Origin of the sequence: Sphaerothrix gracilis Ecp01 (genome assembly GCF_030405905.1) — a bacterium.
GTDB classification, from domain to species: Bacteria; Cyanobacteriota; Cyanobacteriia; order Phormidesmidales; family Phormidesmidaceae; genus Sphaerothrix; species Sphaerothrix gracilis.
In genome coordinates this window covers 50,502-72,811 of sequence record NZ_JASATW010000022.1, presented here as the reverse complement: position 1 = coordinate 72,811, position 22,310 = coordinate 50,502, and the positions used below count along the sequence as shown (strand labels likewise).

Genomic DNA, 22,310 nt, shown 5'->3' with positions numbered 1-22,310 from the left:
TAGATTTACTAGGACTTGCAAACTGGGAAAATGTCATATGCCTCCAGAGGCTCTACAGATCATGATAAAGCTTCCCTAACTACGACCTTGACTGACAAACACCGGCCTAACCTGCGGCTAGAAGCTGCTGGAGTGAAAGATAGCTCCCCCTCTGGAAGAACTTTTCAGGAGATTCAAACTGATGCTGCAGGAGAGGCAGTAGCAGATTCTCCATATGTTGCCGTAGCAGTAGCAGCATTCATTCCGGCGATCGTGCTGTCTGTAGGCATTACCGTATTACTGAAATATTACTGAAATCTCAGAAGTGGCGGCAGTTTCAGTCATCGGTTCCTTTCAGGCAGGTTTCACTGTGCAAGCGGTGCCATTTTTTCACGACAATGTTTATCTTAAGTGCGCTGTTCATCCTACCAGCGTACTAACTTTAGAAGCCAGAGCGTGTAAAGATTACTGGCCCTTAGATCACTAACACACACTTTAAAGCAGACTCTTCAGTCTGGTTTTTCACCTCATTAATTTACATAGAGAGAGCAATGAATACTCAAGACAATGCGATCGCCAGCCATACAGATTCGGGGCATTCCAAAGGAATGTCCGGTAGTTACGTCAAATTCTTCGCAATGATTGGTACTTCAATCATTGTGATGTTTTTCTTGATGTACCTGCATTCTTATCAGATTCTTGGTCACGCTTGGTTCAGCGAAACCAGGGCTTATATGGCCCTGATTATGGGTGCCGCGATGATGGTGATCATGCTGTCGTACATGCTGCACATGTATAAGAGCCGGAGCATGAACATTGCCATTTATGTGGGTGCCATTGTTCTGTTTGGGGCCGCTTTATGGCTGGTGCGCAGTCAAATCACCGTGAGCGATGTGGACTATATGGAAGGCATGATTCCCCACCATTCGATCGCGATTTTGACGAGTGAACGCGCCCAAATTCAGGATATTCGAGTCCGTGAATTGGCCGATGAAATCATCGAAGCCCAGCGTCGGGAAATTAGTGAAATGGAATGGCTGATTTCTGATATTCGAGAGAATGGCTTGGTTACCACTCAAGCTGAGCTAGACGGGCGAGAAATGCCGGAATTTTCCCCCACTCCCGAATAGATATCGACGCCTTTTTGCTTACCTCATATCAATTGAAAGGAGAATTTTGTGACTGCTACCCAGCCAAAAGCACTAGAAGCTAACCAGACTGTCCGCGTTTACCGAATGTCAATGCCGGAGCATGAGTGCCCTTGGGGGCTGCGGGCAGTCAATTTGCTGAACGAAAAGAATATCGAGTTTAAAGACCATCGATTGACTTCTAAAGAGGAGGTTGACGCGTTCAAAGCGGAACATAATGTTTCGGCTACACCGCAGATTTTCTTTGGCGACGATCGCATTGGCGGCTATACCGACCTAGCGGACTACTTTGACGTTGAGGCTGAGAAAGCTGAGTATTCCTACACGCCAGTGATTGCTCTATTTTCGACCGCCGCGTTAATTTCTCTGGCGGCGTCTTTGGGAACCGCTGGCTTCATGGGAGTTTCGCTGTCGATGCTAGCTTCGCTCAAGCTGATGGATTTGGAATCCTTCGTTGAAAGCTTTGAGAAATATGACCTGATTACGCAGCGCGTAAAACCTTTTGGCAAGGCGTTTCCTTTTCTTGAATTGCTACTAGGACTGGGATTTCTCTCAGGCGTGGCTCCGATCGCAACGGGAATTGGTTCACTGCTGTTGGGGACAAGCGGTGCCGTTTCGGTATTCAAAGCCGTCTATATTGACAAGCTAGAGCTCAACTGTGCCTGTGTAGGAGGGAATTCGAGCGCCCCTCTAGGTGTCGTCAGTTTTTTAGAAAACGCCATCATGATTGTGATGGGAGCCGTGTTGCTGGTGTCTGCAACAACGTCGGATACGGCTAGGCTCGAAGGACAAAGGGAAATTGCCGTAGAATCACAGCGGCTTGAATTGCTGCGACCTGCCAAGGACTGACGGAGGTGCCCGTTTGAAAGCGAACATCCTTCTTCTGCTCACACTGATCAGTTCTCCGTAGGGGTATCTTCAACCACACATGCTCGCTCAAATTCTAGGCATTGGAATCATTCTTGTTGCCCTTATCGATGTCTATTTGACGGTGCTCTATCCCCGCACCCACAAAAGTGTCATGAGCCTAAAGCTCTGCAAAAGTACGTGGGAGATATTTCGATATCTGTCTCGCGTACCGATTAGGGGGAGCGACAAGATTTTGTCCTACTGCGGGCCAACCTTGTTGATTTTGATTGTTTTTATCTGGGTGTGCAGCTTAATTTTGGGGTTTGCCTTGCTGATTTGGCCGACTTTGGGGAGTGGCATTCAGGCCAGCCAGGGTCAAACACCCACTGATTTCTCGACCGCGCTTTACTACAGCGGTTTTACCTTAACGACATTAGGAGTTGGGGATCTCGTCCCAAAAACGAATCTCTGGAGGTCGATTACGATTATCGAGTCAGCGCTTGGTTTTACCGTTTTTACCGCGTCGCTGACCTACTTACTGTCTGTCTACAACGCCCTTACTAAGCGTAATACTTTTGCGTTGAGCCTCTTTCATCGCTCAGGCAGCGAAGCTGATGCTGGATTATTCCTGGCCCAACTCAAGGGCTACGATCGCTTTGAAACAGCCTTTGGAGATATTTCCAGCATCAGCCGCGATTTGCTGTTTCTCTTAGAGTCGCATCATGCCTATCCCATCCTGCACTATTTTCGCTTTCAGGAAGTGCAGTATTCTCTAGCCCGCATCGCTCTAGTCAGCCTTGACTTGGCAACATTAATCAAAACTATCCTGCATCCTCAAGAGTACGGGCCGTTTATCAATTCTTCTGCAGTCAATGAGCTAGAAAATAGCGGGCTTGACTTGCTATTTCAGCTCTCAGATTCTTTTCTAGGGCAGGATCAATGTGATCAACCTGCATTTGAGAAAGAGTGGCGATCGCGCTATTTACGAGCAAGTTCGTTGCTCCAAAATTATGACGTCAAAACCATCCCGGATTTGGCAATAGGCGCAGATGAATATGTTGCGCGTCGCAGACAGTGGAATGGGGTTGTCCTGGCATTTGCAAACTACATGGACTATCGCTGGAGTAATATCGTCAATCCTGAAACCGAAAAATTTAAAGAATAGGAAGCTGCCGCAGAACAAACCGGCGAAGAGTTTCTGGGAGAGTTTTTGCCATCTAGAAGTACAAAATTCACAGTATGAAAAGCCTGGATAAAGGCATCCAAACTTGAAAACATTTAGCTGAGAAAGATAGACCATGGAAGGTATCAAAACGATCACGCCCGAAATAGCTGTTGCAGACAGCCAGTTAACTCCTGAGCAAATTCATCAAGCTGCTAAGGCAGGATTTCGTTCCATCTTAAATTTGAGATCGCCCCAGGAAGAAGGCGCACCAGCCGAGGAACAGGCTCAGGTTGAACAGGCCGGGTTGACCTATGCCAACATTCCGATCCAACCCAGCGACATCAGTGACGAACTAACCAATCAGGTACTGCAAACCATTGATGATTTGCCCAAACCCGTATTGACCCACTGCAAGAGCGGCATGCGTTCCGGGGCCATGGCGCTGATGTACGTAGCCACCCGCAATGGCATGAGCGCTGATGCTGCCCTCCAAAAAGGCAAGGAAAATGGCTTCGACTGCGATGCCCATCCCCAAATGAAACAGTTTTTCATCCACTACATCGACAGCCATACTGAAACGAGTGCCTCTGTGTGAGTACGCTCAATTGACTAAATTCTGACTAAAGCGATGTTTTTTAAACAGTTTTATCTTGAAAGCCTGGGCCACGCCTCCTACCTGATTGGTTCTGAAGAAACCGGCGAAGCGCTGGTGCTCGACGTACGCCGGGATGTCGATACCTATTTTGATACAGCCCAACACCAGGGCATGCAGATCAAGTACGCCGCCGATACCCACCAGCACAACGACTACCTAACCGGCATTTGTGAACTGCCCGAGCGGGGCGATGTACAGCTGATTGGCAGTGCCCGCGCCGAGCTCGGCTACAGCGTAAAAGGCATGGGAGACGGCGATCGCCTGGAGATGGGCGAAATTGTGTTTGAGGCGATGCAAACACCGGGCCATACGCCAGAACACATGAGCTTTCTCGTCACCGATCGGGGTCGCGGCGACGAGCCGGTGATGCTGCTGTCGGGGGGAGCCCTGCTCGTGGATGATGTGGGTCGTCCCGACCTGCTAGGGTCTGATGAAGACATTCGCCGCCACGCCGGGCAGCTCTGCCAAACCCTCCAGGAAAAAATTCTCAAGCTGCCGGATTACGTTGAGGTCTACCCTACCCACGTAGCCGGTTCCCTCTGTGGCGGCAGCATCGGTAGCCGTCTCTCCACCACCATCGGCTACGAACGCCGCATGAACCAGATGCTGGCAAATCTGGCGTCCCAAGATGAATTTACCCAGCAGTGCATGGATTTATCGGAGCTGCCTACCGTGCCGCCCTACTGGCCTCGGATGCGCAAAGCCAACCAGGCAGGACCGCCCCTGCTGGGCGTGCTAGCCGGTCCACCGCCGCTGACGGTCAACCAGTTTGAGCAATTACAGAAAGACGGTGCCCTGGTGGTTGACTGCCGCTCTCCTGAAGCTTTTGCCAGCCACATTCCGGGGGCCATTAACGTGGCTCTCAGCTCGTCGTTTGCCACCTGGGCCGGGTCAGTGCTGCTGCCGGATGTTCCGCTGACTTTGGTGCTAGAGCGTTCCAGCGATCTGTGGGAGGTTTACTGGCAACTGCTCCGCATTGGCTACGATCTACCCAAAGGCTGGCTGGCTGGCGGCATAAAAGCCTGGCGCACAGCGGCTCGCGAGATTGATTTTTTGCCGTTATGGAGCGTCCATATGCTGCAAGAACAGATGCAGCGAAATGATGATTTGTTCGTGCTGGATGTGCGCCAGCAGGGAGAGTGGAATCGCGGGCACATTCAGGGGGCGACCTTTATCACCGCCGCTGAACTGCCCAAACGGCTGGATGAAGTACCTAGAGATCGCCCCGTTGCGGTGGTCTGTGGCAGCGGCTACCGAGCCTCCGTTGCGGCGAGTTTACTCCAGCATCATGGCCGGGAAAGCGTCGTCAATGTTTTGGGCGGTATGAGCGCCTGGAAGCAGGCTAATTACGAAACCGTTTGATGTAGATGAACGGAGTTTTCAGTTTCTCACGATAGGGGGTGCATAGCATGATGGTTTTTCCAACACCTAAATATCAAAGAAAAATAAACAGGACTTACGCATTGACAGTTGAGTAAATTTGTGGGTTGAAATTCAAAGGTGTTGTATCCCCTAGTCCTTTGCGTATTCTCACTAAACCCTCCACCGCTCATTGCACGATCGATCTCTATGTGCGCTATCTGCTGGCCCAACCACAAGGGTCCGGCTGTTGCGAACTGGCTGAGATCCTCAAGACGGTGTCCCACGACAGCATCAATCGTTTCCTGTGCCGAGAACGCTATGTACCCAAGGATCTCTTTGACGAGCTCGTTGCTCAAGGCTGGATTGATTTAGTCGGGGGTGTTTTGAGCGCAGATGATACGGTGCTAGAGAAACCCTACGCCCAGCGAAAAGCCACGGCGCTCTTAGGCTATTTCTGGAGCAGTAAAGCCGCCAAGCCGGTGCTGGGACTCTCGCTGGTCACGCTCTACTACACCAGCACTAATGGCTTGCGAGTGCCGATCAACTACCGGCTCTATGACAAAGCGGAGGGTAAAACCAAAAACCAATACTTTCAAGAGATTAGGACTTACGCATTGACAGAATCGACAAAACTAGGATTCAAGTGGTCCTACCCATCAGAGGTGCTTGAAGTATGAACTGGCGAGCGACGTCCTGATAGAGATGACGTTGGAGCTCATACCAATTGCCTAACTGCTGGTGCCAGACTTGCAACTCCAACTCGACAAAGGCCCGTAGGGCGCAGAAGATATGGGTGTCAATGGCTTCCTTCAGGCGCACCCGAAAACGTTTTAGAGCACACAACTGTTTCCCAGCCCGGTGAAAACATTCAATGCCCCAATGGAGGGTATGCAATTGCTCAAAGTCATCTGCACCGGCTGCTCTGACAACCGGGCTCATGGGCCTGAGTCAATCACCAGTCTCTCCATGTCCTGCCTTTCTTCTACCGCAGAATGAAGGTTGCTGAGTTGTCCCTTCACTCCACAATCTGAACATACAAGTCAATCAGAGCCAAGACATAGGGGACCATTTTATGGTCCCCTATGTCTTGGCACATATAATGAGCTTCATAGACCTCGACTAAAAGTCTGATTGTCTTTGTGTCTTGGCAAGAATATTATCAGGCTGACTCGCAATACTCTACAAGAGAACAATATGAGACAGACTTCCTAAGTACGTAACCGACCCCTCTAACAGTTTGAATTAGACGAGGATCTCCAGCTGATTCTAGCTTATTTCGAAGACTGCTAATGCATACATGGAGTACATTTGAACCGCTTAAAAATTCATAATCCCAAATAGTTTCAAGCAAGCGGCTTTGCCCTATAACCTGCTTTGGATGGCGTAATAAATAACTCAGCAAGTCGAATTCTTTAGGTGTTAATTCAATCCGATGATCGCCACGATAAACCTCATGACTTGTCAAACATAAAGACAGGTCTTCGAACCTGAGAATATTGGCCTTCTCAGTTGATTTCCAGCGCATTTTTAGCCTGACCCTCAGCAGAAGCTCAGTCAGGTTCAATGGCTTAAATATATAATCATCAGCCATCCAGTCGGAAACCTGTACTCTCTCACTGTCAACAACAAGGATGATTTTGAGATGAGGATTTGTAGTCTGTAAACGACGGCAAACTTCAATTGATGATAGACCTGGTGCCGCTTCATCTAAGATCAATAGCTTTGGTTGGGTTTTACGCACAGTGATGAAGCCGGAAGTGGTGTCAGCTTCTGCGATGACATTGTAACCTTCTACCTCAAGCTCTATCTGCATGAGCTGCCGCATTTTCTCATCATGAGAAATCACCAAAATTTCAGTGTCCATTTTGTCTACTCCCATCATCAGTAGAGCAGTTTACAAATCGTTTTACGAAAAGCTTCGTGCTTGCTCTCTACCTAGGTTAAGAGAATGTGATGAAATCATGATGAAATTAAGGGCTTGATATTAATCGATTTCTGATGAGTTTTGCTGTGTCCGCAAGATTGAGATTGGTAAACTAATGGTGAAAACGCTGCCTTGGCCCAACTCACTCTTAACCCGAATATTGCCGCCATGGGCCTGGGCGATCGCCAGCGCAATCGCCAGTCCCAATCCTGAGCCACCGCTCTGGCGGGAACGAGCTTTCTCAACTCGATAGAAGCGATCGAAGATTTTGATCTGGTCCTCTGGTGCAATGCCGACTCCAGTATCTTCAACCGTCACCACCGCTTGATTTTTTTCGCCTTCAGGAAACGTCTTACGAATCGCCTGCTGCAGCCGGATGCTCACTTTTCCGCCTGCGGGTGTGTGTTGGAGGGCATTGCTGACAATGTTGAACACCAACCGATAGAGGTGTTCTTCGTTGCCCATGACGATGATCACAGGAGCTTTTGGTTGGTCAAGAATGAGGTGAACGTTGTTGGCGATCGCTAGTGCTGCCAGTTCTTCCTCAATATCGCTGAGAATATCCTGCAAGCAGCAATGTGTTTTAGCCGGTGGAGTTTGGATATCCAATCGAGACAGTAGCAGCAAATCGCTCACGAGATTGGCCAAGCGATGATTTTGACGGGTAATGACCTGCAGCATTTCACGGGCTTCAGCATCGGAAATTTCCGGCAGACGCATCACCGATTCTGTGGTGGCCTGGGTGGCTGTCAGGGGCGTACGCAATTCGTGGGCAGCATCGGCAGTGAACTGTTGAATCTTGTGATAGGAAAGCCGTACTGGTTTGAGAGCCAGCCCCGCTAGCCACCAACTCGCCCCCGCAATCAGCCCCATTGTGATTGGCAAACTCAGCAGAATTATCCACCGAATTGTTGCCAAGTAGTGAGCGAAGTCATCGAAGGAACGTCCCACCAGCAGAGTCGCAAGTAGGACATCACCGCTTGATGTCTTTATCGGTATCGCGATTTGTCGATACTCATTGCCTGCCTCGTCCTTCAAGCTCTGCCAGGCGGGCTTGGTACTGGTCACAGGTAGGCCCATCGGGTAATTTCCAGCAGTTGCCATCAATTCATCAGCCGGGTCAAGCACCCGAATGTAATAACTTCCTCGATACAGGGTCTCGCCATGATGGCCGCGAGAACGCTCAAAGGGAACCAGACACCCTTCGCCAGCTACGCATAAATTGGGTAGCAAATTGGGCGAGACTTCATCAATCGGCTGATCAACGGCGAGCGTTTTCTCTAATGCGCTGTGAACAGTTTCTGCAACAGATTTGAGTTCGCGATCAGCAGTGACGCGATGGGCATGGGCAATAGCTTCGTACACCGCCAGCCCGCACAATCCTAAAACTATAGCCATCACTCCGGTATACCAAACTGTCAACTGCCAGCGGCTGCGGCGAAACAGCTTAGTGGGAATTAAAGCGGTATCCCATGCCATAGACGGTCTCAATAATTTCACTACAGCCATAGTTGGCTAACTTGCGGCGCAATAGTCGCATTTGAGCCGCAACAACATTACTACTCGGTTCACTGCCAAATTCCCAAAGCTGATTGAGCACTTGCTCACGAGTCAGAATTTGGTTTGGGTGCTCCATGAAATATCGCAGCAGCTGGAACTCTTTTTGCGTCAATTCAATCTGCTGTTCGGTGTCTTTGGAAGTCAGAAAAGCGATGCGGCGATTGCAATCCAGCGTGAGTGGCCCCACCTGTAGCTTACTGGGTTTCAGTTCGGGCGATCGTCGCTGTAAAGCACGCAGTCGGGCCAACAATTCTGCCATGCTAAAAGGCTTGACCAGATAATCATCGGCCCCGGCATCCAGGCCAGTAATGCGGTCTTCAATCTGGTCTTTGGCGGTGAGCATGAGGACAGGTAGGGCATGGTGGTGAAATCTAAGCCACTGACACAATTCAATCCCTGACTTCCCCGGCAGCATCCAGTCAAATACAGCTACAGCGTAGAGTGACGAATCGTACTCTAAGTGGGACAACGCCTCATCCCCCGACTGCACCCAGTCCACCACGTAGGCTTCCTGGGTCAGGGTACGCTTGATGGCTTGGCCTAGATCAGGCTCGTCTTCAACCAGCAGAATCCGCATAGAAATGACACCGACTACTTACCAATGATAGGTTCTAGCTTCTTGGGAGTTCGTCTCCCCCCACGTCGCTTTAGCCATTGCGTCGCATCGTCGATGAAAGAATAGACCACTGGCACTACCACCAGGGTCAGCAGCGTTGAGAACAGCAGTCCCCCCAGAATCACCGTGGCGATAGGTGAATAGGCGTCCATGCCAATTTCCGGGAAGAAGGCCAGCCGCACAATCACAATCACCGTGGTCAGGGTGGTCATGGTAATCGCCTTCAGCCTCACCGGGCCTGCCATGCGAATGGCCACATCACGGGGCACTCCCTCTTCGCGTTTGGCCAGAATCAGCTCCAGCAGCAGAATCGCCGCCGAGAGCGACAGCCCTGAGAGAATCACAATGCCTAAAATCGATACGCTCGACAGGGTTTGCTGAGCTAGAATCAATCCGCCGAAAACGCCGACCAACTGCAGCGGCACTGAGAGCATCATGACTAGGGGATGTATGAAGGAGCCAAACTGAATCACCAGAATCAAATAGATCAAAATTAGCGATACCAGCAATCCCTTGAGCAGGCGATCGAACTCGATCATCATGTCGGTCATATCGCCCATAGAGTCAACGCCGTAGCCTGGAGGAAAGTTGAGCTCCTGACCGGCTCGCATAGCGATCATCATGGACAAATCCATCGACGCAGGTCCACCCTTGCGGTAATAGCCGTTGACGTACACCACCCGCTTACCGCCCACATGCTCAATCAGAGTCGGGCCGTTTTGACGTTCTAAGGTGGCGACGGTGTTTAGCGGCACTTGCTGTCCCATCGGCGTTGTAATATAGGTGCCCGCCAGATTATTGAGGGTGCCTCTGTCTTCCTCTTCGTACCGCACCAAAATAGAGTTCTGCCGCAAGTTCGGGCGATTGTAGTAGCGCTGGGTAAAGCCGCCATTCAGGGCATAGCGGGCCTGCTGAGCCACCATCCGCACATTCAGGCCCAGTTCTTCCGCTCGGCGGCGATCAACCGTGAGCTGATATTCCGGTTGAGTCAGCGCCGAACTAGTCTGGGCCATCACCAGGCCAGGAGTATCTTCGGCAATGCGGAGGACACCCTCGGCGAGACGGTGCAGGACTTCCAGGTCTTCCCCATACACAGCGAGCTGGATCGGCGCGGCGGAGGTGGCCATCACGTCTACTCCCATCTCCTTGAGGCCAATGCGGCGCAGACCGGGAATGGTGCGACGAGCTTCCGCTTCCACGCTGTCCATAATTTCCCAGATGTCGCGATCGCGCTCATCCTCCAGGGTGATAATCAGCGACGCCGAGTTGACGCTGCCCATGCTGTAGCCGGTGAAATAGGTACTGTTGCGAGTCAGCTCAAAGCCTGTTTGGGCAGAGACTTTGGTAATATCGGGTTGGGTGAGTAGGAGTTGCTCTAGCTGGTAAACGCTCTCGTCCGTTTTCGCAAAGGAGGTCCCGGCCTCCATTTCCAGGGAGGCCATGAACTGACCGGAGTCGCCCAGGGGCATCATTTCTTGGGGCACGAAGGGGTAAATAGCAATGGCCAGCACAATCGCAGACCCCGCGATCGCCAGTGTAATTTCGCGATTATTCATGCAGCGATCGAGCAGCCAACCGTAGCCCTGTTCCAGTTTCTGGAAGCCCACCCGCACTGGCGTGGTCAACCATTGCAGCCAGGTTTGTCGTTGTCGTCTCTCCTGAGGTGGTTTCAGCACAAAGGCAGCAATCAGCGGAATCAGCGTCACCGAGACAATTAGCGAGGCGATGAAGGCGAACACCATGGGCCAGACGATGCCCACAAACATCAGCCCGGTCAGTCCTCCGGCGAGAATGGTCGGTAGTAACGCCGCAATCATTACGCAGCTGGCTGCCGCACTGGCCAGAAACACCTCCCCAGTGCCCTTGATAGCGGCCTGCATCGGGCGGAAGCCTGCTCGCAGCTTCTGATCAATCGAGTCAATCACAATAATCGAGTCATCCACCAGCTTACCGATCGCCATCATCATGCCAATCAGAGTGGACGAGTTGAGGGACATCTCGATGGGAATGAAGGGCAGGGTGGAGAGAGCCAGGGACGTAGGAATGGAGATCATAATGATCGCCGTCGCCCGAAAATCTTCCAAAAAGATCAGAATCACGATGCCCGCCAGCAGCACGCTGATCAGCAGCTCTTGAAAGGTGCTGTCGAGAATGATGTTGACCAGATAAGAGTTGTCGTAGGCTTTCTCAAAGCTGAGACCGGGATTTTCTGCCTGAATCTTCTCTAGCTCGGCCCGCACCTGCTTAATCACCTGGGGTGAGCTGGAGTCCGGCTTCTGAATGACGTTGACGGCCAGCGCCGCCTCGCCGTTGTAGCGGTAGCCGCTGCGTCGCTCCTCAAAAGTATCCTTTACCGTGGCCACATCGCGGACGTAGACCACCTGCCCGTCCTGCTCCAGGATGGGGTAGTCCATCACATCGGCGGCACTGAGCGCTCGCTTATCGGCCCGCACCAGAATTTCGGAATCACCCTGGGTCAGAACCCCCGCGCCTTGGCTGACGTTGTTGGCATCGATCGCATCGCGCACCTGCAAAATGGACAGGCTGTAAGCTGCGAGCTGCTGGCGATCAACCACCACCTGCAACTGTCGCCGATAGCCCCCGAAGATGGATACCGCCTGCACATTGGGCACCTGGGTTAGGCGATCGACCAAAGTATTGTCGGCAAACTCACGTAGCTGTACTGGATCCCAGCCTTCCCCCTGGAGCGCTAGGGTCAGCACCGGACGGTTCAGCGGGTCAATGGGCAGTACCCAGTAGGAACGGGAGTTAAAGCCATCCAGTTCGATATCGCCCTCGGCTGCCGTCATCACACTTTGCACCGACTGCACGGCGTCGTCAATGTCTCCCCCCCAAGCAAACTGAATCGTCACCAGAGACATATCCTGCTGGGAACTAGAGCGGATGAACCGCACCCCGTCCAGCACCGTCATCCGCTGCTCAATCGGCTTGCTGATGTAAGTTTCCACCTCTGTGGGCGAGGAGCCCGGTGCCATCGTGACGATGGAGACTAGCGGACTTTCCACATAGGGCATCATCCGCACCGGCAGCAGAAACAGCGTCAGCACCGACAGCACCAGCACCGCGATATACAGAGCCGCGACGACAACGGGATGCTTGATAGACCATTGGGTGAGAAAGCTTTTCATCAATAAAGACCAATGTGCTTAGAGTCGATAAAGCAGGTATTCTAAATACGCGAAAGAGGGACACAAAGCCTTATGTCCCTCAAGCCGTTTGCCCAGGTAGCTATTTCACGTCGAGCTCGAAGGTCGCTTCGCCAGGCATCGCAGCATCGGCGGATGTCACTTCCATCATCCACATGCCTTGCATGCCCAGATTGGTCATGACCTTGTACTGACCCGGTTCTTCACCTGGTTCAACAACTGCCATCGTAGTCATGGGTTCCATGCCATCCATTCCCATCGAGAGGTCTACCTGTAAGTCTTCGACCTCAACCGGCTCATTCGTGGCAGAGTCAGCGACCTGTAAGACCAACTCCGCATCCCCCATCGGCACTGAGCCATCTTCAGGAGAAACAAGAGCGATCGCCACACCTTCAGCCGCAGGAGCCTCAGTAGTTTCGGTGGCTGGCGCTTCCGTCGTGTCTGCGGTCGCTTCAGGTTCAGCTTGATTAGCGCTACCACAAGCTGCAGTTAAGAAAACGAGTGGAAGTATCAGAAACAGAACTTTTTTCATAGAATCCTCGAATGAATTATTGATTGGGGAATACACACAAAAATTTGCTATGTAGCACTACATGTAATACATAGCGCTACTCAACCGGCACGGTGATCAGGGATTGGCCTTGGTAGTCAGGGTCGTTGACCTCAACTTTGATCTGCCACTCTCCGGCCATGCCGAAGTGAGTCTTGACCTGGAACTGTCCCGGCTGTCCCGTCGATTCAAGCTGCACCATCGTGGTCATCGGGGCCATGTTGGGCATGGGCATCGTGACATCGACGGCTACATCCTTGACAGGCAATGCTTCCTGAGTGTCGGGGTCGCGCACTTCTAGCATGAGTTCTGCCGCTCCTGGCTTAAACCCCTGGGTTGGATCAGGTTCGACGATCGCTACCTCGACACTCCCCTGACTGCTATCGCCCAGCATCGGCACAGGCATACCCGCATCATCGACCACCGCAACTTGCGCACCCGGCGTCAGGCGGCTGTGACCGGAGGTAATGACCTGATCGCCTGGGTTGAGACCACTAGTAATGGCGATGCGATCGCCGTTCACCATACCGGTTTCTACCGTCCGTCGCTCGGCAGATGTACCCTCCATCACCCAAACGGACGGCTCACTGTTGTACTCCACCAAAGCTGCTTGAGGCACCGATAACGTATTGCTCTGACTCTTTGTCAGCAGCGTCATTTCCAAATACTGGCCCGACAGCAAGCGCCCCTGGGGATTATCGATCAGCGCTTCCACCACCACGGTACGAGTGTCGTTGTTGGTCTGAGGAAAGATGCTAGTGACACTGCCGGTCAGCGGTTCGTCTGTAGCTCCCGGCACCTGGGCGCGAATCGGGGTGCCCACTCGAATATAGCCTGCATCTTTTTGGGCCACGTTGGCCTGCAGCCGTACCCGCGAGTAGTCGCCAACTTTCAGCACGCCCATCCCCGGCTGCACCACAACACCCGGATCAACCATTCGGCTTTGGACAATGCCGCTAATAGGAGACTGAAGCGTAGTGTAGCCCTGCATTACAGCGGCGGTATTGACTCTGGCTTCCGCCTGTCCAACCCTGGCTCGTTCTCGCTCGACCTGGGCTTGTAGTCGAGTGAGTCCGGCTCTTGCCTCTGATAGAGCGGCTTCCTTGGCGGCCGCATCGGTAGCCACAGCGTCATACTCTTGCTGAGAGGTCGCGCCCTCAGCAGTGAGCTTAGCAAAGCGATCTTTCTGAAGATTCAAGTAGTCCAGCTCTGCCTGAAGACGAGCAATTTCCTGCCGTTGCTCATCGATTTCCACCTCGCTCACCTGCAAGGAAGTCAACGTTACATCAGCCTCAGCATTGGCTTCCGCTAGCTCAGTGGAGCGCTCATCGGCAATCAAGTCGGCTAAGACCTGTCCTGCTTCGACGCGATCGCCCGGATATACAGAATAGTTGGTCAACTGCCCCGCCACACGGGGATATACCACCGCTTCCTGGTAGGGCATGATTGAGCCGGTGTAAGAGACTCCTGCTTCAAACGTTCCGGCCTGAACCACTTCAACGGTGACAGGCACCGGGTTAAAAGCCCCGTCCACCTGCATCATGTCATCGTGAGACATGCCCGACATACCATGGCCTTCCATACCCGCCATGGAATTAGATGGTTTAATCAATTGAGTGGTCAGCAGAATACCGCCACTCAGAAGAGCAAACACCCCGAGCCCTAACAACGCTCGACCATACTGACGATGGGCCGGTCGTGAGGTTGCATCTCCTGTCGGCTCCAGCGATGAGTCCTGGAAAGACAACACTTCAGAGCTAATTTCCGAAGCGTCTATGCTGGAATCGTGACTATCGGTTTGAGATGAGGGTGGTTCCAAAGACATCGGCGTATGGAATCGTAAAAGATTGACTCTGCAAAACTATCAGCCAATTATGAAACCAGGATGAAATCGCTCCCAGATTCACCAATAGAGATAGCGGCTGGTCAGTACTCATAGGGGGCTTCGGGTTCCGGAATCGGCGTGAGGGCAGCGGGTGTAATCGCAACTCGCCGAGCACTATCCACTTCCAGCGTTTCCATCACCCCTTCAATCGCAAGCCAACTATCCTGAGGGTATTCGCTACGACGCTACTCCAATATCACGGGCAATCCCACAGGTGCCGCATCCAGGAGGCAGTGACGGATCATAAAGCGGGTAATCATGAAAATGTTGTCGGGAAGCTCTGGCGGATGCACCACAAAGCCAGAAACGTTGACCTTATTACTCGCATAGGAATCAGGTTCAGGATAAACTGCCAGGGGTCTTGCCCAATCACTCAGCGTGCGGTCTTCGGGACAGGCACCTCCCGTAAACCGTTGCACCTGAGGTTGGGTTGGCAATCCCACTACCATGTAACCCTCCTGAAGGGCAGCATGTTGCCGAATAAGGTCTTAATGTGTTGGCCTCCAGAAGGCGGGGCTGTGTTCGTCACCGTCACAAAGGTTTTAGCGATCGCCAGCTCTAGCAACACCACTCCCGCCAACACCACTACCCAGTAGTAGCGAGGATGAATCAGCAGCCTCAACTGATCCGTCGCCCGATAGTAGAGAAACAAAATGCCCCAGACAGACAACGCCAGAATGTGCCAATAGGCAGGCTTGAAGGGAAAACGATAGCGTCTGAGGATAGCCAAATTCACGCAGTCAATCCGATTCAATCAAAGCTGTAATCTACTCAAAAAATGTGAAACAGCGATGAAATGAAGCAGCTACACTGTGACTTCAACTGATTCGATGAGGGGACAAATATCGCCTGGTTGTGGATGAGGTTGGTCAGCGGCCCAACTATCGCGATACTGCTCCAGTGCAGACTTAAACGCCACCATCTCTTGAATTTGAGCCTCAAGCTGCCTAATCTTGTCTTGCAGCAGCGACTGCACAAATTCGCAGGGCACATCGCCCCGATGATGCACGGTCAGCACTTCGCCGATACCTTCCAGAGAAAAGCCCAGGGTCTGAGCCTTTTTGATGAACTGCACCTGCTGCCCGGTTTCCGGCGCATAATAGCGATAGCTGTTTTCACCGCGCTCTGATTGGATCAGCCCCAGACTTTCGTAGTAGCGCAATGCACCTACGGCAACGCCGGTTTGCTTTGACACTTCCCCAATTTTTAATCCGGTAATGATGGCCATCAGGTTCTCCGAGTCGTACTTTCTTCTACTCAAGCCTAAACCTTTTAGTCAGCTTTAGAGTCAAGAGGGAAGAGCAAATAGAAATGACGTTTTTTCACTCCTATTTCATTATTGTCTGTCATGGTGCTTGGTTGAAGCACTTGTGCCACTCTCAATGCATTCGAGTCTAAAGTTTTTTTATACCATCAAACATCACTCGATAGAGGCAGCGATCGCCTTGCTATTGGCGATACTCTATGTGCCTCTCATTTGGTACTGGATTGATGGTTGGCTGAATAAATCAATCAGCATTGAGCATGAATATTTTTCCTACGCGCTCATCGGGTTTCCGTATGCCGCCTGGATCGCTTGGCAATCCAGACATCAATGGCGTAATTTGCTCAGCAACGGCAGCTTTTGGGGAATATCGCTATTGGCCTTAGCGGCCACGTTCTATCTCAGCACAGTGCAGAATCTGATCAATCTGTCTTTCCCCCTCATGCTGGGTGCAGTGGTTCTCATTCTGAAGGGATTGAGCGGCTTGCGGCTGATGAGATGGCCTTTGCTGTTTGTTTTGCTGGCAACACCGACTGAGTTGCCCTACATCATTGCGCCCTACTTGATGCCATTACAGCGCCTGAATGCCACGATCGCGGCCTTTCTGTTGACGCAAATCAGTATGGATGTCAGTGTTAATCAGATCTACATTCTGGTGAATGAGCGCATTGTTGAAGTGGCTCCCTACTGCGCTGGGCTGAAGATGCTGATGACCAGCCTGTACGTAGCTTTGATGATACTCCATTGGACGGGCAACCTACAGTCTCGATCGAAAACCCTTTCGCTACTAGCGGGAGCGGCACTCATCAGCGTGGTAGGCAACATCGTTCGCAACACTCTGCTAACGTTCTTTCACGGCACCGGACGCACTGACTGGTTTGAGTGGCTTCATGTGAGTTGGGGGGGAGATGTGTTTTCAGCACTGCTACTACTCAGCGTGGTTCTACTGATGAACGGGATTGACCGAGTGGCCAATTCGCTGACGCTCTCTCCAGCAGGTAGCACAGAGCAAGACAATTTTTTCTGACTCAACTATGAGTCGTTATCAGGGTGCTGGCAGCAGTTGTGTCCTCGCCCAAGCGCTAAGCTGTTATACCAAACAAGTTAAAGAAGGATTTATGAGCAGTCAATTAGCAGCACCCCGTTTTTTAGTCGTCGGTTTTATGGTGGGCAGCCTCACCTTTGCAGGTTGTAGTTTGGTCACGAACGACGGTGCATCTTCCACTCAGCCGACTAGGGCTGAGCAAGTCGCATTTAACCAAGAACTCACGGTCTTTCGGAGTCCCACCTGTGGCTGTTGCGGCCAATGGATTGAGCACATGGAAGCTGCTGGCTTTACCGTCAAAGACAACATGACGGAAGATATGACGGCGATCAAAGAGCAGTATGGCGTCCCTGCCAATCTGGCTTCTTGCCACACCACGATTGTGGACGGCTACGTGGTGGAAGGTCACATTCCGGCTGAAGATGTGCAGCGGTTGCTAGCTGAAAAACCGGACGTTGCGGGTATCGCCGTTCCCGGAATGCCCATCGGCTCGCCTGGGATGGAATCAGGCGATTACGTTGAACCCTACACCGTCTTCTCCTTCACCAAGTCCGGGGAGACTGCCGCCTTTGCAGAGCATTCTTAGACTGACGAGACCTTATGTACCCCCCTGTCGATCCCATCATCTTTCACATCGGCCCCCTTGTCCTACGGTGGTATGGGGTGCTGATGCTGACGGCTATTCTGGCAGCGGCTCTGGTAGCCAGTCGTGAAGTGGCCCGCAAAGGCGAAGACCCTGACAACCTTTGGGACACGCTCTTCTGGATTCTAATTCCAGGCTTTTTAGGAGCACGACTTTACTATGTGTTTATTCAGTCGCCACGGGGGGAATCTGGCCTTGGTTACTACCTGCAGAACCCGGGCGAAATTCTCAAGATCTGGGGCGGCGGTATTCATATTTTTGGCGGCTTCATTGCGGGTGGCATCGCACTTTGGCTGTTCACCCGCATCCGGAAGCTGAACCCACTACCTTACCTAGATGCGATCGCCCTGGGATTACCCCTAGCTCAGGCGATTGGACGTTGGGGTAACTTCATCAACCAGGAGCTCTATGGGCCACAGACGACACTACCCTGGGGCTTACGTATTGATCCACAACATCGGATTCCGCCCTATAACGATTTAAGTGCCTATCCCGGAAGTTCGCGGTTTCATCCTCTTTTCCTATATGAATCGCTCTGGAATTTTCTCGGATTTGCCATCCTGTTTTGGATTTCGCGTCGGTTTCAGAAAGAGTTAAAGGAGGGGGATATGGCCCTGCTATATTTAATCTGGTATCCATTCGGTCGCTTTTTTATTGAGTTTCTGCGGACAGATTCGTGGTTCTTTCCTGGTACGCCGTTCAACGTGGTACACATCTTGTCTGCGATCGCGGTTATCGGTGCCGCCATTGGACTCTATCTTCGGCATCGCCCTGGTACAACTTAAGGCTCAAACGCTTGACTCACGTCAACTTTGACAACTCTTTGAAACTGTCGCCCTCGTCCAATCTATAGTTGAACAAACAAATTCTCACCGTAAATCTCGACGCCGCACAACCTAGCGATTCAACGTCTGGCCTATTATCTTCGGTCCGATTGGCATTACTGCACTGACAGCCACCGTTATCCCATTCTTGGCATTTCGGAATCGAGCTGAGCGGGTTGCCTTTGAACCGAATACTGAAGCAGGCACCGCTGCCCTCGCTGCGGTGGAAACCTTCAGCGATCAAGGGCGAACTCACGTTGCTCCAGGACAATCGGTCAACTACGACGGCGAGTTTCCTACCTCTGGCCCCACGACCCGACTCCAGTCATGCCAGGAGTTTATACCGACGTGCAGCGTCCAGAACAACTTGTGAATTCGCTGGAGCATGGCAACATCGTTATCTATTACGACCAGCCCGAGGCAGAAACCATGAAAGCTTTAGAGAGCTGGGCGGATCAGTTCTCTGGCCCTTGGGAAGGGATCGTTGTGGCGACCAAAGCAGGTTTGGTCGCAGAAATCGTCCTCATCGCCTGGACGAAAAAGCTGGTATAGCCGGAATTTGATCCTCAGGCTGCTGCTACCTTTATCGATGAATATAAGGGACGGGGGCCAGAAAATCTGGTGCGGTAATCATCAGTCGGCCTACCCCAAACTGTATTGGAGGGTGATGACTAGTGCGATTGCCCAGTCAAACCCGACACACAACGGCGGATACCACCGCTGGGGAATCTGCGCACCAACGTGAACGGGATGGTGAAAGAAATCCCAAATCCCGTGCAGAATGTAGCCTGCGATTAGTGCCAAGGGGGATACCCAGAGACCAATGAGAGCTAGTGCGATGCAGGTGGTTGCGATCGCTGCTTCCAGAAAAATGATTCGTCCCCATTTTTCCGCCAGCGCTGACCCGACATAGACCGCTCCAATTGCCGCTAGCGCCACGGCATACACATCCAATCTCGGTTGAGACGGTACCCAATGGAGGAGAATACCGGCTGCGATCGCCAGAAGAATCCCCAGCCCAAAAGACAGCCCTCCACGCTTCTCTTGGCCTACATAGCCGTCTGACGAATCTTGAAAACGATACATGGAGTCACCCTCCTAATATCTCCAGATACACGCTAAACCCTCTAGTAATTTGTAGGTCAACTCTTCATCTTGGGTCATTAGCATATCTAAAGGTTGACAGTGCAGTTAGCTATAGGGTTTAGGCTAGTGGCATGGATTGAAGAGGTAAATCACTATGACTAAGCGAATCGTTGAAGTATTTACTGCTGGCTGCCCACTGTGTGATCAGACGGTCAAATTGGTCAGAGAACTGGCCTGCGATAGTTGCAACGTTCAGGTTTGGGATTTGCGGGTAAATCACATTACCGAAGAAGGTCAGGAAAAACTTTCCAAATATGGAATTCATCGGGTACCTGCAGTCGTAGTCAATGGGACACTAGCCGAATGCTGCCAGACTCAACAGCCCATTTCTCGAGAGTCCCTGCTGGCAGCCGGTGTTGGGCAAGGCTAGAAAACCTAACAACACTCCTCAGCCTCTATGGATAGCTGCTGCAACGCTGAAACTGGATCTCCACTGGGTACTTGTCCTCAAGACGGCAGTCAGGGAAAGCCGATAAAACTCATCACGCTAAAAAGCCTACTGACCCCTGAGTCTCTGGCAGACCTTGATGCCCAGCAAGACTACTAGTTTTGCTCCCAACCGGAATGCTCGGTCGTCTATTTTTCCGCTGTGAACCAGTGTTTTATGCAAAAGCACCTAAAACAGCCTATTTATCAGAAAAACCTCAGTAAAACAGTGCCCGTTTACTACTGTTTTGGGCCGTACAGCTAGGGCAAGAGGGAAATCCTCTTGCCCAGATTAAGGTACATATTAAAGCAGGGCGCTGCGGATGTAAGGCCAATACCCCCAGGAAAGTTGCTGTTTAGAAAATATTCGTGCCTATCTCCAATCTCTGGGAACGCCGCAAACACACAGGTAGCCACAGCATCAGTAGTGCTCAATGATTAGTGAACAAGACTACTTGTCGTACCACGTCTGCCGCCACTGTTGCATCTGGTTGATTTCAGCTTGTTGAGTATCAAGAATTTTTTGGGCGACCTGGCGCAGTTCGGGGCGATCGCTCTTCTCCAATACCTGCTCTGCCATTGCCAGTGCCCCTTCATGGTGCGGAATCATGGCATTGATAAAGCGCAGGTCGAACTCAGCATCGGCCGTGCCTAAGTTTCCGTCCATCATCATGGTGGTTTGCATCTCCGGCGTCATCGCCATCGTGTGCCCCATCTGGGCATCATACATCACCAGTTCTGTCCCCGCCTCAGGATACCAGGCTTGCCGCCACTGCTGCATCTGGTCAATTTCTCCCTGCTGCGCCACAGTCACTGCCTCCGCTAGCTGCTTCATCTCGGATCGTTGGGAATTTTGCAGTACTGCTTCGGCCATCGCGATCGCTCCCTGGTGGTGCAAAATCATGCCATCAAGAAAGCGCAAATCAAATTCAGCATCCTTCGGCCCCAAATCCATCGTCATTGCATGGTCAGCCATAGGGGGATCGCCCATCGGCATGGTACGAGTCTCGGAACCTTGGGAAGTCATCTGGGAGGGACTACATCCAGCCAAAATCGCCGGCGCTGAGAGTAAACTCCCGACCAACACCCACGAAGAAAACGTTCGTTGCAGGCGCATATCGGTCTACATCCTTTTATAATCAAGCAGTGAATAACCGTCATCGGGTGAAGCATTGAAGCGCTAACTCACTCGAATAACGGCTGATGCTCATTATGAACCTAAAAAGTGAAATCAGGGTGAAATGATAACTGAGCTGATTTCATCCTCATTTCATCGTTAGAGGCAAAACTGCAACCGACGGCTTGCCTGGGTGGAATTCCGGTGTGGCTTGTTGCTACATAATGCTCAATCGTTCATTATTTCTAGGTGCTGATGGCTAAGTCCTAGCCTTGTCAAAGCATTACCTATATACAGGAAATCAGGAGATAAAGAGGAGTAGACTGATGACTCGCTGGCAACGCAGCTACTGGAAGATTATTGGTGGCAGTGCTATTGCTACTAAAGCGCCACTCACCCTCACCGCTGCGGCATTAGCCCACGGCGGTTCCCACGGGGAAGACGCCGAAGCCACCTCTCCTGTAACAGCAAGTGAGCACCACACACCTACCCCTGAAACGGCAGCGAGTAAAGAAATGCCCGAATCCTCCAATGCTGAAGGGGGGGTCATGCCTACCACTGATATACCGATGAAAGCCGATGAGACGACTATTGAAGTATCGCCAGCAACTCAAGGATCTCCAGTAGCGGTTTCCCGGGCTAATGTTACAGAAGAATTCTCAGTTGGTTTGGGAGAAGCTCTATTAGGATTCATCATTGCTGGCCCATTCCTGCTGCTGTCTCTAAAAAAGAAACTGCAATCCTAATGGTGTTTCCAAAGGTTTTCATACAGAAGCGTTCAGGCTCACCTGAGCGATGAAAAGAAAATTCAACCAGCTTCATCTACGACAACTCCATAGAGTATTAGTGCCAATCATGACGTTGCCATTGTTGCTGACGTTAGCTACGGGAGTTCTGTTTCAGTTTGGAGTGGCTAGCGATCGCACCAACGATTTTCTCTGGCTTTTGGAGCTACATCGAGGCAAGTTTGGGCAGATTGATCTTG

25 protein-coding genes and 2 pseudogenes are annotated in these 22,310 nt (G+C 51.7%); 15 read left to right on the top strand and 12 right to left on the bottom strand.

Annotated features, from left to right (window positions below):
- The first annotated feature begins 87 nt into the window (after nt 1-87).
- The 7 genes and pseudogenes from QJQ48_RS21025 to QJQ48_RS20995 form a co-directional block, all read left to right on the top strand.
- Nucleotides 88-294, top strand: coding sequence for a hypothetical protein (locus QJQ48_RS21025; RefSeq protein WP_346293211.1), 207 nt, complete (start codon nt 88-90; stop codon nt 292-294).
- A 293-nt stretch (nt 295-587) separates the two neighbouring features.
- Nucleotides 588-1,109: a DUF305 domain-containing protein gene (locus tag QJQ48_RS21020; protein ID WP_346293239.1), complete on the top strand. Its 522-nt coding sequence runs from the start codon at nt 588-590 to the stop codon at nt 1,107-1,109.
- A gap of 105 nt (nt 1,110-1,214) precedes the next feature.
- Complete coding sequence (locus QJQ48_RS21015; protein ID WP_346293238.1) at nt 1,215-1,976, top strand: MauE/DoxX family redox-associated membrane protein; 762 nt, start codon at nt 1,215-1,217, stop codon at nt 1,974-1,976.
- Nucleotides 1,977-2,055: 79 nt separating this feature from the next.
- Nucleotides 2,056-3,141, top strand: coding sequence for a potassium channel family protein (locus tag QJQ48_RS21010; RefSeq protein ID WP_346293210.1), 1,086 nt, complete (start codon nt 2,056-2,058; stop codon nt 3,139-3,141).
- A 133-nt stretch (nt 3,142-3,274) separates the two neighbouring features.
- A complete protein-coding gene (locus QJQ48_RS21005) occupies nt 3,275-3,736 on the top strand; it encodes a protein tyrosine phosphatase family protein (RefSeq protein ID WP_346293209.1) in 462 nt (153 codons plus the stop codon).
- A 33-nt stretch (nt 3,737-3,769) separates the two neighbouring features.
- Complete coding sequence (locus tag QJQ48_RS21000) at nt 3,770-5,158, top strand: MBL fold metallo-hydrolase (RefSeq protein WP_346293208.1); 1,389 nt, start codon at nt 3,770-3,772, stop codon at nt 5,156-5,158.
- A 158-nt stretch (nt 5,159-5,316) separates the two neighbouring features.
- Nucleotides 5,317-5,760 (top strand): annotated as a pseudogene (locus QJQ48_RS20995) (IS701 family transposase); the annotation flags it as partial.
- Between the two features lie 37 nt (nt 5,761-5,797).
- Here QJQ48_RS20995 and QJQ48_RS20990 read toward each other — a convergent pair.
- From QJQ48_RS20990 to QJQ48_RS20945, 10 genes and pseudogenes are all read right to left on the bottom strand, one after another.
- A pseudogene (locus QJQ48_RS20990) lies at nt 5,798-6,076 on the bottom strand (IS701 family transposase); the annotation flags it as partial.
- Between the two features lie 241 nt (nt 6,077-6,317).
- Nucleotides 6,318-7,022: a response regulator transcription factor gene (locus tag QJQ48_RS20985; RefSeq protein WP_346293207.1), complete on the bottom strand. Its 705-nt coding sequence runs from the start codon at nt 7,020-7,022 to the stop codon at nt 6,318-6,320.
- A gap of 120 nt (nt 7,023-7,142) precedes the next feature.
- On the bottom strand, nt 7,143-8,561 hold the full coding sequence (gene rppB / locus QJQ48_RS20980; RefSeq protein ID WP_346293206.1) for a two-component system sensor histidine kinase RppB: 1,419 nt from the start codon (nt 8,559-8,561) through the stop codon (nt 7,143-7,145).
- A complete protein-coding gene (gene rppA, locus QJQ48_RS20975) occupies nt 8,530-9,219 on the bottom strand; it encodes a two-component system response regulator RppA (protein ID WP_346293205.1) in 690 nt (229 codons plus the stop codon). The genes rppB and rppA overlap by 32 nt, the downstream gene beginning before the upstream one ends.
- A gap of 14 nt (nt 9,220-9,233) precedes the next feature.
- A complete protein-coding gene (locus tag QJQ48_RS20970; protein ID WP_346293204.1) occupies nt 9,234-12,407 on the bottom strand; it encodes an efflux RND transporter permease subunit in 3,174 nt (1,057 codons plus the stop codon).
- A gap of 100 nt (nt 12,408-12,507) precedes the next feature.
- Nucleotides 12,508-12,957, bottom strand: coding sequence for a FixH family protein (locus tag QJQ48_RS20965; protein ID WP_346293203.1), 450 nt, complete (start codon nt 12,955-12,957; stop codon nt 12,508-12,510).
- A 76-nt stretch (nt 12,958-13,033) separates the two neighbouring features.
- Nucleotides 13,034-14,800 carry an efflux RND transporter periplasmic adaptor subunit gene (locus QJQ48_RS20960; RefSeq protein ID WP_346293202.1) on the bottom strand — a complete coding sequence of 589 codons (1,767 nt, stop codon included), beginning with the start codon at nt 14,798-14,800 and terminating at the stop codon, nt 13,034-13,036.
- A gap of 245 nt (nt 14,801-15,045) precedes the next feature.
- Nucleotides 15,046-15,309 (bottom strand): TIGR03943 family putative permease subunit, encoded by a 264-nt coding sequence (locus QJQ48_RS20955; RefSeq protein ID WP_346293201.1) that lies wholly within the window; start codon nt 15,307-15,309, stop codon nt 15,046-15,048.
- Nucleotides 15,303-15,596, bottom strand: a complete 294-nt coding sequence (locus QJQ48_RS20950) for a hypothetical protein (RefSeq protein ID WP_346293200.1) — start codon at nt 15,594-15,596, stop codon at nt 15,303-15,305. Before QJQ48_RS20950 ends, QJQ48_RS20955 begins: the two co-directional genes overlap by 7 nt.
- Nucleotides 15,597-15,665: 69 nt before the next feature.
- Nucleotides 15,666-16,088, bottom strand: coding sequence for a heavy metal-responsive transcriptional regulator (locus tag QJQ48_RS20945; protein WP_346293199.1), 423 nt, complete (start codon nt 16,086-16,088; stop codon nt 15,666-15,668).
- A 154-nt stretch (nt 16,089-16,242) separates the two neighbouring features.
- Here QJQ48_RS20945 and crtB point away from each other — a divergent pair, with 154 nt between their 5' ends.
- From crtB to QJQ48_RS20920, 5 genes are all read left to right on the top strand, one after another.
- The gene (gene crtB, locus QJQ48_RS20940; RefSeq protein WP_346293198.1) at nt 16,243-17,151 is read left to right on the top strand and encodes a cyanoexosortase B; all 909 of its coding nucleotides are present in this window, start codon (nt 16,243-16,245) and stop codon (nt 17,149-17,151) included.
- A gap of 91 nt (nt 17,152-17,242) precedes the next feature.
- Entirely contained in the window at nt 17,243-17,755 is a 513-nt protein-coding gene (locus QJQ48_RS20935; protein ID WP_346293197.1) for a DUF411 domain-containing protein, read from the top strand.
- A 14-nt stretch (nt 17,756-17,769) separates the two neighbouring features.
- Nucleotides 17,770-18,597 carry a prolipoprotein diacylglyceryl transferase gene (lgt, locus tag QJQ48_RS20930; protein WP_346293196.1) on the top strand — a complete coding sequence of 276 codons (828 nt, stop codon included), beginning with the start codon at nt 17,770-17,772 and terminating at the stop codon, nt 18,595-18,597.
- A 187-nt stretch (nt 18,598-18,784) separates the two neighbouring features.
- Nucleotides 18,785-19,009, top strand: a complete 225-nt coding sequence (locus QJQ48_RS20925) for a hypothetical protein (protein WP_346293195.1) — start codon at nt 18,785-18,787, stop codon at nt 19,007-19,009.
- Nucleotides 18,985-19,188 (top strand): DUF3105 domain-containing protein, encoded by a 204-nt coding sequence (locus QJQ48_RS20920; protein ID WP_346293194.1) that lies wholly within the window; start codon nt 18,985-18,987, stop codon nt 19,186-19,188. The genes QJQ48_RS20925 and QJQ48_RS20920 overlap by 25 nt, the downstream gene beginning before the upstream one ends.
- 90 nt (nt 19,189-19,278) lie before the next feature.
- On the opposite strand, the gene QJQ48_RS20915 is transcribed toward QJQ48_RS20920, so the two are convergent.
- Nucleotides 19,279-19,722, bottom strand: a complete 444-nt coding sequence (locus tag QJQ48_RS20915; RefSeq protein ID WP_346293193.1) for a DUF6010 family protein — start codon at nt 19,720-19,722, stop codon at nt 19,279-19,281.
- Between the two features lie 154 nt (nt 19,723-19,876).
- On the opposite strand from QJQ48_RS20915, the gene QJQ48_RS20910 reads away from it, so the two are divergent.
- Both QJQ48_RS20910 and QJQ48_RS28395 read left to right on the top strand, forming a co-directional pair.
- Nucleotides 19,877-20,152, top strand: coding sequence for a thioredoxin family protein (locus QJQ48_RS20910; protein ID WP_346293192.1), 276 nt, complete (start codon nt 19,877-19,879; stop codon nt 20,150-20,152).
- Nucleotides 20,153-20,179: 27 nt separating this feature from the next.
- Complete coding sequence (locus tag QJQ48_RS28395) at nt 20,180-20,329, top strand: hypothetical protein (RefSeq protein ID WP_428843077.1); 150 nt, start codon at nt 20,180-20,182, stop codon at nt 20,327-20,329.
- 330 nt (nt 20,330-20,659) lie between these two features.
- Here QJQ48_RS28395 and QJQ48_RS20905 read toward each other — a convergent pair whose 3' ends face one another.
- Nucleotides 20,660-21,235, bottom strand: coding sequence for a DUF305 domain-containing protein (locus QJQ48_RS20905; RefSeq protein ID WP_346293191.1), 576 nt, complete (start codon nt 21,233-21,235; stop codon nt 20,660-20,662).
- Nucleotides 21,236-21,651: 416 nt separating this feature from the next.
- Between QJQ48_RS20905 and QJQ48_RS20900 the strand changes: the two genes are divergently transcribed.
- Complete coding sequence (locus tag QJQ48_RS20900) at nt 21,652-22,071, top strand: hypothetical protein (protein WP_346293190.1); 420 nt, start codon at nt 21,652-21,654, stop codon at nt 22,069-22,071.
- Nucleotides 22,072-22,310 lie beyond the last annotated feature (239 nt).